Annotated in this window: 6 protein-coding genes and 7 pseudogenes; 11 read left to right on the top strand and 2 right to left on the bottom strand. The window is 65.3% G+C overall.

Annotated elements, in window-relative coordinates; genetic code table 11:
- Positions 1-8: 8 nt before the first annotated feature.
- From nuoH to AC0IX7_RS05165, 11 genes and pseudogenes are all read left to right on the top strand, one after another.
- Positions 9-997: pseudogene (gene nuoH, locus AC0IX7_RS05115) on the top strand (NADH-quinone oxidoreductase subunit NuoH).
- Positions 994-1,479, top strand: coding sequence for an NADH-quinone oxidoreductase subunit NuoI (gene nuoI, locus AC0IX7_RS05120; RefSeq protein ID WP_055877898.1), 486 nt, complete (start codon positions 994-996; stop codon positions 1,477-1,479). Before nuoH ends, nuoI begins: the two are co-directional and overlap by 4 nt.
- Before the next feature lie 118 nt (positions 1,480-1,597).
- Positions 1,598-2,195 (top strand): annotated as a pseudogene (locus tag AC0IX7_RS05125) (NADH-quinone oxidoreductase subunit J); the annotation flags it as partial.
- Between the two features lie 10 nt (positions 2,196-2,205).
- Positions 2,206-2,514, top strand: a complete 309-nt coding sequence (gene nuoK / locus AC0IX7_RS05130; RefSeq protein ID WP_082441002.1) for an NADH-quinone oxidoreductase subunit NuoK — start codon at positions 2,206-2,208, stop codon at positions 2,512-2,514.
- A gap of 5 nt (positions 2,515-2,519) precedes the next feature.
- Positions 2,520-4,637 carry an NADH-quinone oxidoreductase subunit L gene (gene nuoL / locus AC0IX7_RS05135; protein WP_471810756.1) on the top strand — a complete coding sequence of 706 codons (2,118 nt, stop codon included), beginning with the start codon at positions 2,520-2,522 and terminating at the stop codon, positions 4,635-4,637.
- Positions 4,637-6,171, top strand: a pseudogene (locus AC0IX7_RS05140) (NADH-quinone oxidoreductase subunit M). Before nuoL ends, AC0IX7_RS05140 begins: the two are co-directional and overlap by 1 nt.
- Positions 6,171-7,615 (top strand): annotated as a pseudogene (gene nuoN / locus AC0IX7_RS05145) (NADH-quinone oxidoreductase subunit NuoN). Before AC0IX7_RS05140 ends, nuoN begins: the two co-directional pseudogenes overlap by 1 nt.
- A gap of 2 nt (positions 7,616-7,617) precedes the next feature.
- Positions 7,618-8,349, top strand: a pseudogene (locus AC0IX7_RS05150) (biotin--[acetyl-CoA-carboxylase] ligase).
- A 10-nt stretch (positions 8,350-8,359) separates the two neighbouring features.
- The gene (locus AC0IX7_RS05155; protein ID WP_471810757.1) at positions 8,360-9,136 is read left to right on the top strand and encodes a type III pantothenate kinase; all 777 of its coding nucleotides are present in this window, start codon (positions 8,360-8,362) and stop codon (positions 9,134-9,136) included.
- A gap of 63 nt (positions 9,137-9,199) precedes the next feature.
- On the top strand, positions 9,200-10,837 hold the full coding sequence (locus tag AC0IX7_RS05160) for a ribonuclease J (protein WP_471810758.1): 1,638 nt from the start codon (positions 9,200-9,202) through the stop codon (positions 10,835-10,837).
- 55 nt (positions 10,838-10,892) lie between these two features.
- A pseudogene (locus AC0IX7_RS05165) lies at positions 10,893-11,025 on the top strand (DUF1467 family protein); the annotation flags it as partial.
- Positions 11,026-11,265: 240 nt separating this feature from the next.
- Here the strand turns inward: AC0IX7_RS05165 and AC0IX7_RS05170 are convergent.
- Together AC0IX7_RS05170 and AC0IX7_RS05175 are read right to left on the bottom strand one after the other, a co-directional pair.
- Positions 11,266-12,044, bottom strand: a pseudogene (locus AC0IX7_RS05170) (SDR family oxidoreductase).
- 96 nt (positions 12,045-12,140) lie between these two features.
- Positions 12,141-14,348 carry a coiled-coil domain-containing protein gene (locus AC0IX7_RS05175; RefSeq protein ID WP_471813747.1) on the bottom strand — a complete coding sequence of 736 codons (2,208 nt, stop codon included), beginning with the start codon at positions 14,346-14,348 and terminating at the stop codon, positions 12,141-12,143.
- Positions 14,349-14,537 lie beyond the last annotated feature (189 nt).

A 14,537-nucleotide genomic window follows, 5' to 3' on the forward strand; every position in this document is an offset into this window, starting at 1 on the left:
TCGCGACGATCATCGACATCCTCGTGATCGCTCTGCCGCTGATGTTGGCGGTGGCAATGATCATCTATGCCGATCGTAAGATCTGGGCGGCGATGGCGCTGCGCCGCGGTCCCAACGTCGTCGGCCCGTTCGGTCTGCTGCAGAGCTTTGCTGACGGCCTAAAGGTGTTCCTGCAGGAGACGATCGTCCCGGCAGCCGCGAACCGGACGCTGTTCCTGCTGGCACCGATCATCACCTTCACGGTCGCGCTGATCGTGTGGGCGGTGGTGCCGTTCGGCGTCGGCGTCGTGCTCGCGGACATCAACGTCGGCTTGCTCTACGTGCTCGCGGCGTCGTCGCTCGGCGTATACGGGATCATCCTATCGGGCTGGGCGTCGAACTCGAAATACCCGTTCTACTCGGCGCTTCGTGCGGCCGCGCAGATGGTGTCGTATGAGGTCGCGATCGGCTTCATCCTGATTTCGGTCGTGCTGTGGACCGGCAGCTTCAACCTGTCGGCGATCGTGATGGCGCAGAAGTCGCACGTCTGGTTTATCAACGGCTATATCCTGAATCCGTTGATGTTCCCGATGGCGGTGATGTTCTTCATCTCATCGCTGGCCGAGACGCAGCGCGCGCCGTTCGATCTGACCGAGGCGGAGAGCGAGCTCGTCGCCGGCTACCAGACCGAATATTCGTCGATGTCGTTCGCGCTGTTCTGGCTCGGCGAGTACGCCAACGTGCTGCTGATGTGCGCGCTCAACGCGACGCTGTTCTGGGGCGGCTGGCTGCCCCGGTCGACTGGGCGCCGCTCTATTACGTGCCGGGGATCATCTGGCTGTTCGCCAAGATCCTGTTCTTCTTCTTCCTGTTCAGCTGGGTGAAGGCGACCGTGCCGCGCTATCGCTACGATCAGCTGATGCGGCTTGGCTGGAAGGTTTTCCTCCCCGTCTCGCTGTTCTGGGTTTTCCTCGTGTCGGGCTATCTCATGCTGACGCGCGTTGGAGTGGGTTCATGAGCGTCGCTCAGATCATCAAGTCGTTTACCCTGTGGGAATTCGTGAAGGCGCACGCGTTAACGCTTCGCTATTTCTTCAAGGAAAAGGCGACGATCAACTATCCGTACGAGCGCAACCCGGTGTCGCCGCGGTTTCGTGGCGAGCATGCGTTGCGTCGCTATCCGAACGGCGAAGAACGGTGCATCGCGTGCAAGCTGTGCGAGGCCGTGTGCCCTGCTCAGGCGATCACGATCGAAGCCGAGCCGCGTGACGACGGCTCGCGTCGCACCACGCGCTACGACATCGACATGACCAAGTGCATCTATTGCGGCCTGTGTGCCGAGGCGTGCCCGGTCGATGCGATCGTCGAAGGGCCGAACTACGAGTTCGCGACTGAGACGCGCGAAGAGCTGATCTACGACAAGTCGAAGCTGCTCGATAATGGTGACCGTTGGGAAAGCGCGATCGCGGCGAACCTTGCCGCCGATGCGCCGTACCGTTAAGCGAGCGCCGCGATGACACAGATTAACTCCGTCGTCCCAGCGCAGGCTGGGATCTCCACGTTTCAGAGCGCGCCCGCGCGGCTGAGACCCCAGCGTTCGCTGGGGTGACGAGGACCTCATGATTCAGGCCTTAGCCTTCTACCTCTTCGCCTTCGTCGTCGTCCTGTCGGGCGCGCTGACGATCGCGTCGCGCAACCCGGTCCATTCGGTGATGTGGCTGATCCTCGCGTTCTTCAACGCGGCCGGCCCTCATGATCCTGGTCGGAGCCGAGTTCATCGCCATGCTGCTCGTCATCGTCTATGTCGGTGCGGTCGCGGTGCTGTTCCTGTTCGTGGTCATGATGCTCGACATCGACTTCACCGAGCTTCGCGCAGGCGTCGCCCGGTATTTCGGGGTTGGCCTCGCGCTCGCCGTGGCACTTGCCGCCGAGGTTATGATCGCGATCGGTGCGTGGAGCACCGGTCCGATCCAGCTCGCACGTCGTGCCGCGCCGATCGACGACACCGTGCCCAACATCCAGGCGATCGGTAACCTGCTCTACACGCGCTATCTGTTCGTGTTCGAGGGTGCCGGCCTGGTGCTGCTGGTCGCGATGATCGGGGCGATCGTGCTGACCCACCGCCAGCGTGGCGGCGTCAAGGCGCAGAACATCAGCCGCCAGAACGCGCGTCGTCCCCAGGACGCCACGCGCAACACGAGCCCGGTCGTCGGGCAGGAGTCGAACTGTGACGATCGGTCTCGTCCATTATCTGGTCGTCGCGGCGATCCTGTTCACGATGGGGGTGCTCGGCATCTTCCTGAACCGCAAGAACCTCATCGTTATCCTGATGGCGATCGAGCTGATCCTGCTGGCGGTGAACATCAATCTCGTCGCGTTCTCGGCGTTCCTCCACGATCTCGTCGGACAGGTGTTCGCGATGTTCGTGCTGACGGTCGCCGCGGGTGAAGCCGCGATCGGCCTTGCCATTCTCGTGATCTATTTCCGCGGTCGCGGCACCATCGCGGTCGACGACGTCAACCGGATGAAGGGGTAATACGGTTGATCCAGCTTATCGTCTTCCTGCCGTTACTGGCCGCGATCGTTGCCGGGTTCGGCAATCGCGCGATCGGCAACGTGCCGGCGAAACTCGTCACCACGGCTGCGCTGTTCGCGTCGTGCCTGTTGTCCTGGCCGATCTTCATCGGCTTCCTGTCGGGCACCAGCACCGCGACGGTCGCGCCGCTGCTCGACTTCATTCACTCCGGCGACATGAACGTCGCGTGGTCGCTGCGCGTCGATGCGCTGACCGCGGTGATGCTCGTGGTCGTCACGTCGGTCTCGGCGCTCGTGCACCTGTATAGCTGGGGCTATATGGACGAGGATCCCGACCAGCCGCGCTTCTTCGCGTATCTGTCGTTGTTCACCTTCGCGATGCTGATGCTCGTGACCGCGAACAACCTCGTCCAGATGTTCTTCGGCTGGGAAGGCGTGGGTCTCGCATCCTACCTTCTGATCGGGTTCTGGTTCCGCAAGCCCTCGGCCAGCGCAGCCGCAATCAAGGCGTTCGTCGTCAACCGCGTCGGCGATCTCGGCTTCATGCTCGGCATCTTCGGCACGTTCCTGGTTTTCGGCACGGTCTCGATCCCCGAGATCCTCGCTGCGGCCCCCGGCATGGCGGGATCGACGCTCGGATTCCTAGGCTACCGCTTCGACACGATGACGGTGCTCTGCCTGCTGCTGTTCGTCGGCGCGATGGGCAAGTCGGCGCAGCTCGGCCTGCACACCTGGTTGCCCGACGCGATGGAAGGCCCGACCCCGGTGTCGGCGCTGATCCACGCGGCGACGATGGTCACCGCCGGCGTGTTCATGGTGTGCCGCCTGTCGCCGATGTTCGAGATGAGCCCGGTCGCGCTGACCGTGGTCACCTCGGTCGGTGCCGCGACCTGCCTGTTCGCCGCGACCTGTGGCCTGGTACAGACCGACATCAAGCGGGTGATCGCGTATTCGACTTGTTCGCAGCTCGGCTACATGTTCTTCGCGGCCGGTGTCGGCGCGTATGGCGCGGCGATGTTCCACCTGTTCACGCACGCGTTCTTCAAGGCGCTGCTGTTCCTCGGTGCCGGCTCGGTCATCCATGCGATGCACCACGAGCAGGACATGCGCTATTATGGCGGCCTGCGTAAGAAGATCCCGGTAACGTTCTGGGCGATGATGGCGGGCACGCTCGCGATCACCGGCGTCGGCATCCCCGGCATCTTCGGCAACACCGCGATCGGCTTTGCAGGCTTCCATTCGAAGGATGCGATCATCGAGGCGAGCTGGGCTGCGGGTCAGCCGGGCGTATGGTTCGTCGGCGTGCTCGTCGCGCTGCTGACCAGCTTCTATTCGTGGCGCGTGATGTTCCTGACCTTCTGGGGCAAGCCCCGCTGGGCCGCGTCGGAGCACATCCAGCATGCGCTCCATGACGCGCATGGCCATGACGATCATGCACACGACCACGCACATGACGCGCATCACGTCGACGATCACCATGCGAACCCGGCCAAGGCCGAGGACGCAGGGCACGCGCCGCACGGTCATCACGATGCCGCGCACGCGCCGGCCGAGGGCGACGGTGGCTATCACCCGCACGAGAGCCCGCTGCCGATGCTGATTCCGCTGATCGTGCTGTCGGTCGGTGCGGTCCTCGCCGGCTTAGTCTTCCACGGCTTCTTCATCGAGCCGACCGCGGGCGAAGAGTTCTGGAAGGGCGCACTCGCGTTCCGCGAACATCTGATGCACGAGATGCACGGCGTGCCGTTGCTGATCAAGCTGTCGGCGACGATAGCGATGCTGCTCGGCCTGCTGACCGCGTGGTACGCCTATATCAAGAACCCGACGTTCCCGGCCAAGGTCGTGGAACAGTTCGGCGTGCTCTACGACTTCCTGTTGCATAAGTGGTATTTCGACGAGTTGTACGACCTGATCTTCGTGCGTCCCGCCTTCGCGATCGGCCGCTTCCTGTGGCACCGCGGCGACGAGAAGACGATCAACCGGTTCGGGCCAGACGGCTCAGCCTGGGTCGTCAACGTCGGCAGCCGCGTCGCCAACCGCTTCCAGACGGGATACCTCTACACCTATGCTTTCGTCATGCTGATCGGCCTGACCGCAGCCGTAACCTGGGCGATCGGACTGTAATGACCGACTTTCCTATCCTTTCCGTCCTGATCGCGGTCCCGATGATCGCGGCCATCGCGTGCCTGTTCGTCTCGGCGAATACGGCCCGTTGGCTGGCGCTGGCAGCGACGCTGATCGACTTCGTACTCGGCATCATGCTGTGGGCGAATTACGACATCGGCGGTGCGCAGTGGCAGTTCGTCGAGAGCGCGCCCGGCATCTTCGGTCCGTTCGGCTGGTCGCTCGGCATCGACGGTTTCGCGCTGATGCTGATCATGCTCAGCGTGTTCCTCATGCCGATCTGCATCGGCGCCAGCTGGCGCTCGATCACGACGCGCGTTCCGGAATACATGGCGGCGTTCCTGTTTACCGAAGTGCTGATGATCGGCACGTTCGCGGCGCAGGACCTGTTCCTGTTCTACGTGTTCTTCGAAGCCGGCCTGATCCCGATGTACCTGATCATCGGCATCTGGGGCGGCGCGAACCAGATCTACGCGTCGTACAAGTTCTTCCTGTACACGCTGCTCGGCTCGGTCCTGATGTTCATCGCCATGCTTTACATGGCGAAGACGGCGGGCACGACCAGCATCCCGGCGCTGTTGAACTACGACTTTCCGGGGATGTTCAGACCTGGCTATGGCTGGCGTTCTTCGCGTCGTTCGCGGTCAAGATGCCGATGTGGCCGGTCCACACCTGGTTGCCCGACGCGCACGTCCAGGCGCCGACCGCAGGCTCGGTGATCCTGGCGGGCGTGCTGTTGAAGCTCGGCGGATACGGCTTCCTGCGCTTCCTGTTGCCGATGTTCCCCGAAGCCTCGGGCCAGCTGACCTGGCTGATCTTCGGCCTGTCGGCGGTCGCGGTGATCTACACGAGCCTCGTCGCGCTCGTGCAGTCGGACATGAAGAAGTTGATCGCCTATTCGTCGGTCGCGCACATGGCGATCGTCACGATCGGTCTGTTCGCGTTCAACCGGCAGGGCATCGAAGGCGCGATGATCATGATGCTGAGCCACGGCCTGGTATCGGGTGCGTTGTTCCTGTGCGTCGGCGTGATCTACGACCAGCTCCATACCCGCGAGATCTCGCGCTATGGCGGCCTTGCGATCAACATGCCGAAATATGCGATCCTGTTCCTGTTCTTCACGATGGCGTCGATCGGCCTGCCGGGCACGGGCGGCTTCGTCGCCGAGTTCCTGTCGCTGATGGGCACGTATCAGGTCTCGACCTGGACCGCTTTGCTCTGCACCACGAGCATCATCCTGGGCGCCGCGTACATGCTGTATCTGTACCGTCGCGTGGTGTTCGGCGAGATCAAGGCGGACGACGTCCGCGCGATGGTCGACCTGTCGGGCCGCGAGATGTGGCTGCTCGCACCGATCGCAGCCGTCGTGCTGTGGATGGGCGTGTATCCCGAGAGCTTCCTGGCACCCATGCGCAAGGACGTGGCCGTGCTACTCGACCGTGTCGACCGCGCCAAGCCTGCCAGTGATTCCAACCCAACCGCGGGGAAGCCCGCCGCAACCGTCCATAGTGCCGCGCACGGGGAGGCACACTGATGGATTACGCCGCTAACATCGCAATGACGCTGCCCGAGCTGGTGCTGGCGTTGGGTGCGATCGCCCTGATGCTCGTTTCCGCCTGGGGCGAGGACAAGTCCACGCGCGCGGTTTCGATCGCTGCTGTGTTCGTTCTGGTCGGGGCAGGCATCGCATTGGTCGGCCCGGCCTCGGCGGGCGGCTATGCGTTCGACGGCCTGTACCGTGCAGACGCGTTCGGCGCGTTTGCCAAGGTGCTGATCTATATCGCTTCGGCGGTCGCGATCGTCATGGCGCCGAGCTTCTTCGCACGCACCCACGGCGACGATCTGCGTCCGGAATATCCGGTGCTGATCCTGCTGTCGGCCTGCGGCATGGGGATCATGGTGTCGGCCACAGACATGCTGACGCTGTATGTCGGCCTCGAACTCCAGAGCCTTGCGGCCTATGTCCTCGCCAGCTTCATGCGGCGTGACGGGCGTTCGGCGGAAGCCGGCCTGAAGTATTTCGTACTTGGCGCGCTCGCCAGCGGCATCCTGCTGTACGGCATCTCGCTGGTCTATGGGTTCAGCGGTACGACGTTGTTCTCGGGCATCTCGGACGCCTATGCGGGCACCAAGTCGCTCGGCCTGCTTTTCGGTCTCGTGTTCGTGTTCGCCGGCCTTGCGTTCAAGATCAGCGCCGTGCCGTTCCACATGTGGACGCCCGACGTGTACGAGGGCGCACCGACCCCGGTCACCGCGTTCTTCGCATCGGCCCCAAGGTCGCGGCGCTCGCGCTCAGCGTCCGCGTGGCGGTCGATGCGATGGGCCCGGCGACCGACCAGTGGCGCCAGATCGTGATCTTTGCGGCGCTCGCGTCGATCATCCTCGGTGCGGTCGCGGCGATTGGCCAGACCAACATCAAGCGCCTGCTCGCCTATTCGTCGATCAACAATGTCGGCTTCGCGCTGATCGGTCTTGCGGCTGGAACGCCCGAAGGCGTGTCGGGCGTGCTGATGTACCTGACGATCTACGTCGCGATGACGCTGGGCTCGTTCCTGGTGGTGTTGCAGATGCGCGGTGACGACGGGCAGCCGGTCGAGACGATCGACAGCCTCGCCGGCATGTCGCGGACGCGGCCTGCGCTCGCGGCGGCGCTCGCGATCTTCATGTTCAGCCTTGCCGGCATCCCGCCGCTGTTCGGCTTCTACGCGAAGTTCGCGGTGTTCAGCGCGGCGGTCGACGCCGGGCTGTTCCCGCTCGCCGTGGTCGGCATCGCCGCCTCGGTGATCGGTGCGTATTACTATCTGCGCGTGGTCAAGACGATGTACTTCGACGATCCGGCACCGGCGTTCGCGCCGATGGAGAGCAAGGTCGAGGGTGGTCTTATCGCTGTCGCCGCCGTGTTCGTGTCGCCAGCCGGCTACCTCCTCATCCCCGTGCTCGGCGCGTGGACGATGGCGGCCGCACGGGCGTTGTTCTGAGCATCATCCGTACCGTCGCGGAGACAGGATCGACCAACGCCGACCTGCTGGAGCTTGCACGCGGCGGTGCCGAGGACGGTCTCTGGTTGCGCGCGATCCGCCAGACGGCGGGGCGCGGGCGGCTCGGTCGGGATTGGTCCTCGCCCGAGGGTAACCTCTACGCCAGCACCCTGGTCCGGTTGCGACCGACCGATCCGCCGGCGGCGAGCCTCGCGCTGGTCGCTGCGGTCGCCTTGCAGGAAACCGTTTCGACCTTCCTCGTCGCCGGGATCTGCCAGGGTACGACGGACGAGAGCGAGACGCTGGTCCTGAAATGGCCCAACGACCTGTTGCTCGCGGACGCCAAGCTGTCGGGCATTCTGCTCGAACGCGCGGACGACGCGGTGATCGTCGGCTACGGCGTCAACATCGCGCATCATCCCGACCTGCCCGATCGCGCTACGACCGATCTCGCATCGCACGGCGTGGTGGTCGATCCGGCGATGTTCCTCGATATTCTCGCCGACAGTTTCGCGCGCTGGATCGGCCGCTGGCGGACAGAGGGCATCGCCCCGTCCGCGAACGCTGGGTCGACTGTGCGCATCCCGCCGGTACCGCGCTGACCGCACGACTCCCCGATGGCAGCGGGATCGACGGCCTGTTCGTCGGGCTCGACACCGACGGCGCGCTGATCCTCCGCTTGGCGTCTGGCGAGCGGCGTGTCGATTCACGCTGCCGACGTCTTCCTGCTTTGAGGCCCCGCTGATGCTGCTCGCGATCGATGCCGGCAATACCAATGTCGTGTTCGCGCTCGTCGAGAGCAGGGAGATCGTCGCGCGCTGGCGGATCGCGACCGATCCGCGGCGGACGGCGGACGAATATGCGGTGTGGCTGAGCCAGCTGATGCAGCTCGGCGGGCATGATCGTACCGCGGTCCAGGGCGTGATCGTCGCCACCGTCGTGCCGCGCGCGCTGCATAATCTCCAGGTGCTCGCGTCGAAATACTTCCACACCGAGGCGCTGATCGCTGGCCACGCCCCGGTCGAATGGGGCATCGCGATCGACGTCGACGAGCCGGCCTCGCTGGGCGCCGACCGTGCGGTCAACACGATCGCCGCGCACGCGCTGCATCCCGGCGACCTGATCGTCATCGATTTCGGCACCGCGACCACGTTCGACGTCGTCGACTATAGCGGCGCGTACAAGGGCGGGATCATCGCGCCGGGGATCAACCTGTCGCTCGACGCGCTCGTGACCGCGGCCGCGAAACTCCCGCGGATCGCGATCGAGGCGCCGACCGATACCAGCGTGATCGGGCTCAACACCGTCTCGCAGATGCACATCGGCATCTATTGGGGCTATGTCGCGATGATCGAGGGGCTGGTCGCGCGGATGAAGCGCGAGATCGGCCGCCCCGTGAAGGTCGTCGCCACCGGCGGGCTTGCCACATTATTCGAGAAACAGACCGACGTGTTCGACGTCATCGAAGCCGACCTGACGATCCAGGGGCTGGCGATGATGTGGGATCGTCACCATATCTAGGGCCATTGGGCTCGCGCCGACCGGCCTGCGGGCCATATTCCTGTATAATCCTGAAAGTAATCAATGACTCCGAAGAACGAACTCCTTTTCTGTGGCCTTGGCGGCTCCGGCGAAATCGGCATGAACGTCAACCTGTACGGCTGCCAGGGCAAGTGGGTGATGGTCGATCTCGGCATCACCTTCGCCGACCCGCAATACCCCGGCGTCGACGTGATCCTGCCCGACCTGTCCTTCATCGAGGACCGAATCGACGACCTGCTCGGCATCGTCATCACGCACGGCCATGAAGATCACATCGGCTCGCTGCCGTACCTTGCCGAGGACCTCGGCGTGCCGATCTACGCGACGCCGTTCACGATGGGCCTGATCCGCGGCAAGCTCGAGGAAGAGGGCATCGCCAACCGCGTGAAGCTGAAGATGATCCCGATGGGCGGCAATTTCCAGCTCGGGCCGTTCGGCTTCACCTTCGTCGAGATGTCGCATTCGATCCCGGAAGCCAACGCGCTGCTGATCGACACGCCTTACGGTCGCGTGTTCCACACCGGCGACTGGAAGCTCGATGCGAACCCGGTGATCGGCAACCCGACCAAGCCCGAGGGCTTCATGGCGATCGGCGACAAGGGCGTCGACGTGCTCGTCTGCGATTCGACCAACATCTTCAACACGACCGCGTCGGGCAGCGAGAGCACGGTCCGCAAGGGTCTGTTCGAGGAGGTCAGCAAGGCCAAGGGCCGCGTGATGATCACCAGCTTCGCGTCGAACGCGGCGCGGCTGCACACGTTCGGCGAAGTCGCGAAGGAAACCGGGCGCAAGCTGTGCGTGACCGGGCGTTCGCTCGACCGGATCATCAAGGTGGCGCGCGCGACGGGCTATCTGAAGGATTTCCCCGACACGATCAGCCCCGACGAGGCGATGCGCCTGCCCAAGAACAAGGTGCTGGTCATCGCCACCGGCGGGCAGGGCGAGGAGCGCGCGGCGCTCGCACGCGTCGCCAATGGCCAGCACACGATCACGCTCGAGGCCGACGACACGGTGATCTTCTCGTCGAAGCAGATCCCGGGCAACGAGGTCCAGATCGGTCGCATCCAGAACACGCTGGCGGCCAAGGGCATCCGCATGATCACCGAGCGTCAGGCGCACGTCCATGTTTCGGGTCATCCGGGTCAGCCGGAACTGGCGCAGATGTACGACTGGCTGCGGCCCGACGTTCTGGTGCCGACGCACGGCGAGATGCGCCACATGATGGAGCATGCGCGCTTCGGCCTCGAACAGGGCATTCCGCGCGCGATCGTGCAAAGCAACGGCGACATCATCCGTCTGGCCCCCAAGGGCCCGGCGAAGATCGGTAACGCGACGGTCGGCCGCCTGGTGCTCGACGGCGATGTGATCCTGCCGGCGGACGGCGCGACGCTGAGCGAGCGGCGCAAGCTCGCGATCAACGGCCAGATTTCGGTCGGTGTCGCACTCGGCAAGGACGGCCGGATGGTCGGCCAGCCCCAGGTCCGCGTGCAAGGCGTGCCGGTCGAGGAAGACCGTGCGGCGTTCATCGCCGACGCGGTCCAGGCGGCGGCCGACACGGTGCGCGGCGGCAAGCGCGAGAGCGAGAAAATGCGCGAGCAGATTCGTCTCGCGGTGCGTAAGGTCGCCAAGCGCTGGACCGGCAAGCAGCCGATCGTCGACGTCCTGCTGATCGAGGGCTGATCGGGTGCGCTGGACCTCGGCACTCGCGATCTACGTCCTGTTCTGGGCGTTCTCGGTGTTCCTGGTCCTGCCGTTCGGCGTGAAGACGACGCGCGAGGTCGGGGGCGAGCACGTCCCCGGCCAGGCCGAGCGCGCCGCATGAGTTTCGCTCGGGGCGGACGGCGTGGCGGGTAACGGTCGTCGCGACGGTGCTGTTCGTGTTGTTCCAGCTGAACTATCATTATGGCTGGATCTCGCCGCAGAGCGTCGACCTGTTCGACCGCGGCAACATGGTCACGCGCTGAGAGAACCCTCACGATCCTCCCCCGCCAGGGGGAGGTGGCTAACCTTGCCAGACGGAGGGGAGAAAGGGTAACCGAGGTTCCGTGTCCTCCCCCTCCGTCACCTTCGGTGCCACCTCCCCTTGCGGGGAGGATCGTGAGGAGCGGCTATCCCGGTGACGCGGCAGAGCCCGCGAGCAAGCCGCCATCGATATTGATCTCCGTCCCCGTGATATACGTGGCCTCGTCCGACGCCAGCATCACCGCAACCGCGGCGACCTCGTCCGGCATCCCGAACCGCTGCAACGGTGTATCCGCCACCAGCGCCGCCATCCGCGCCTCGCGGTCCGGTCCATCCCCCAGCATCGGCTCCCAGATCGGCGTCAGAATCGCCGCCGGATGCACCGAGTTGCAGCAGATCTTCCACCCCTGCTGCGCGCAATACAGCGCCACCGTCTTGCTATGATTGCGGATCGCGGCCTTCGACGACGCATAGGCCGCCGCGAGGGAATCCCGACCAGCCCCGATCGCGACGAGATGTTGATGATCGAGCCGGTTCCGGCCGCCTTCATCGCGCCGATCGCATAACGGCAACCGAGGAACGTGCCGTCGAGATTGACCGCATGGACTGCGCGCCAGTCCGCCAAGCTCGCATGTTCGGGATCATGCGCGACTATGCCGTGCTCAAACCCCGTCACGCCGGCATTGTTGACGACGACGTCGGCGACCGGAACGATCTCCGCCAGTCGTTGCCAGTCCGCCTCTTCGCGGACGTCCAGCTTTTCGAACTGGCAGCCGATCGCCGCCGCAGTCTCCGCTCCGGCGGTCTGGTCGATATCGGTGAGGATGACGATGGCGCCCTCGTCATGGAAGCGCTCGGCGATCGCGCGGCCGATGCCCCGCGCTGCGCCGGTGACGACGCATGTCTTTGTATTCAGTCTTGGCATGTGAGCCTCGAATCTTGAGTCCCGTCGGCGGATTGCTCCGCTGGCGAAGGCCGCGTCAGCGGTGCCGCTGGATCATGTCGAAGACTCCCGTTCAGTTCAGCGCAGGCGCTCGATCGCCTGTGCCAGTGCCACGTACAGCTTGCCCATGTCCGACGACAGCAACGTCACCCCGAGCGGCGACCCGTCCCGCTGCGCCAGGATCGCGCGGAGCATTGCCTCGAAGTCGTGGATGTAGCGGTTCACCATCTCGCGGAACGCTTCGTCGTCGTCGTAGAGACCGGCGATCTCGCGGACTTCGCTCGCATCGAGAATGCGGACGGCGCGGCGGGTAAAGACCCCGCGGTCGCCCTTGAGATACGCGCCCCAGGCGCTGTCGGAGATTTCCGGCGCGATCGCCTTGGTGATGTCGATCGAGGCGGAGTTGAGCGATTCAATCAGCAGCGAAACGCGGCGCGCGAAGGTGTCGTTGTCCGCATCCTCGCGCTCGGTCCGCGCCTCTTCGATGCGCGTCTCGACGATCGCGGTCTGGTCGACGATCGCCTGGACTTCGCGAGCCAGCCGCTCGGTCGCGCCGGTTGCGGCATCGACCGCCGCGTCGGTGGCGTCGGTGAGCGCCTTGACCTGCCGCTCCACCGTATCGTTGGTCGCGCGCCGCATCGCATCGGCGCTGGCGGCGCCCAGCGCGGCTGCGGCTTCGGGAATGACCTTCGACAGCGTCTCGCGCGCCTTGTCGGCCGCGACCGCGGCGGTTTCGCGGACGCGGTGGAGCGCTTCGATCAACTGTGGCGCCGCGTCTTCGGCGAAATGCTGCGTGCGGCCGATCGCCTCGTCGACCATCTGGCCCAGCGCATCGGCCTTGGCGCGACCGGTGTTCAGCGTGTTGAGCAGGTCGGTCGAGAGCGTGTCGAGCACCTGGCGCTGTTCGCCGATGACGCCCGCGATCGCCTCGATCGCGTCGTGCGTGCTCTCCGCCGCGGTGACCAGCGCGAGCAGTTCGGGCCGCGCCGAGACGACGATGCTCTTGCTGGCGAGCACATGCAGATCGAGCCGGCCAAGCGCTTCGGGCATCGTCTCGTCGATTTCGCGTGCGGCTGCGTCTAGGGCGACCAGCAATGTTTCGGTCGTCGTGATGGTCCGGTGCGCCATCTCGTCGCCGGTGCGCAACGCTTCGGTCATCGCGTCCGCGGAGCCGCCCAGCGCGCTGATCGAGGCGGCGAGACCCTGGGTGCGCTCGGTACCGTGGCGGTGGAGTGCCTCGATCCGCGTCTCGACTTCGCCGAGCCCGGTATGGAGGTCGTCGACGATCCGCTCGCCGGCGTTGCGTTGCAGGTCGAGGCGGATCGCGACCCGCTCGATCGCGTCCTCGACGGTGGCGATGCGGCGGGCGAGCGCCTCGGCGCTGTCGCGGGCAGCGCTGTCGAGCGCGGCCTGGTTCGCGCCGACCATCGCCAGCATCGCGTCGCCCTGCGCGGCAATGCTCTTGCGGGCTTCGTCGACCGCGTCGGCGGTGCGATTGAGCAGCGCATCGACCGCGCCGGACATGCCGTCGGTGACCGATTCGAGGTGCGCGCCCGCGGTCTGGCTGGTCGCCTCCATGCGGACGATGTGCGCGGCCAGGCGTTGCGCCGCGCCGCTCGCCATCGTGTCGGCATCGCGGCCGCGCTCGGCGAGCGCGACGATCTGCGCGTCGAGCGCAGCGGCATGCTCGCTCGCGGACAGCCCGGTGCGTTCGAGCCGCTTGGCGACGTCGTCGATATCGGCCTGCGCGCGGGGAAGGGTAGCGATCAGCACGCCGAGGCTGGTCTGCGCGCCTGCGGTCGAGGTGGCGAGGTTGCGCGCGTGCGCGGCGGCCTGGTCGATTTCGGACACCATGCCGCGGCCGATCGCGGCGAGCTGCTCGGTCGCGCCGCCACCCATTGCCATCAGCGCGTCGAGCTGCTGGGCGAGTTGAACGCGGTTGGCGTCGATCGTGTTCGACAGAGCGGCGACGGTGCGCTCCAGGCTCGCGGCCTCGTCGCGCATCGCCTGTGCGGTGATACCGAAACGGCGGGCCTCGGTACGGCTGGTGCGCATCGCTAGCAGCCAGACGATGCCGACGAGCGCGGGGACGACGCAGAGCGCGGCGATGAACTGGACGAGTGCGACCGGCTCGATCGTGCCGAGCGAGCCGCGTGCGAGCCAGAGCATGCCGGCGAGCCAGACGACCACGACAGCCACGGCGATACCCGCGTAAAGAGGTCCGCGTTCTGCCGCAGGCTCTTGATAAACCTCGTCGAAACCAGGCTCGGTGACGGTATCGGACATATCTTCTATCACCGGATCCATCACGATGTCCGCGCGAATGGGATGGGCATTGCCTGCCGACGCGCGAAACCCGATCATTGACGAACCCCGTTCATGAACATCGGAAGTATCATGGATTGCCGCCCGACAAAACGGATGATGCGACGGTTCGGCGAACATCCGTCCGGTAAGCGGGGCGACACGGCGTAT

The sequence above is a fragment of the Sphingomonas sp. AC411 genome, assembly GCF_979253035.1.

Bases quoted from the DNA above. Each gene is read 5' to 3' on its own strand.
- nuoI (WP_055877898.1), top strand. From the start codon at position 994: ATGAGCGTCGCTCAGATCATCAAGTCGTTTACCCTGTGGGAATTCGTG.
- AC0IX7_RS05155 (WP_471810757.1), top strand. From the start codon at position 8,360: ATGCTGCTCGCGATCGATGCCGGCAATACCAATGTCGTGTTCGCGCTC.
- AC0IX7_RS05160 (WP_471810758.1), top strand. From the start codon at position 9,200: ATGACTCCGAAGAACGAACTCCTTTTCTGTGGCCTTGGCGGCTCCGGC.
- AC0IX7_RS05175 (WP_471813747.1), bottom strand. From the start codon at position 14,348: ATGTCCGATACCGTCACCGAGCCTGGTTTCGACGAGGTTTATCAAGAG.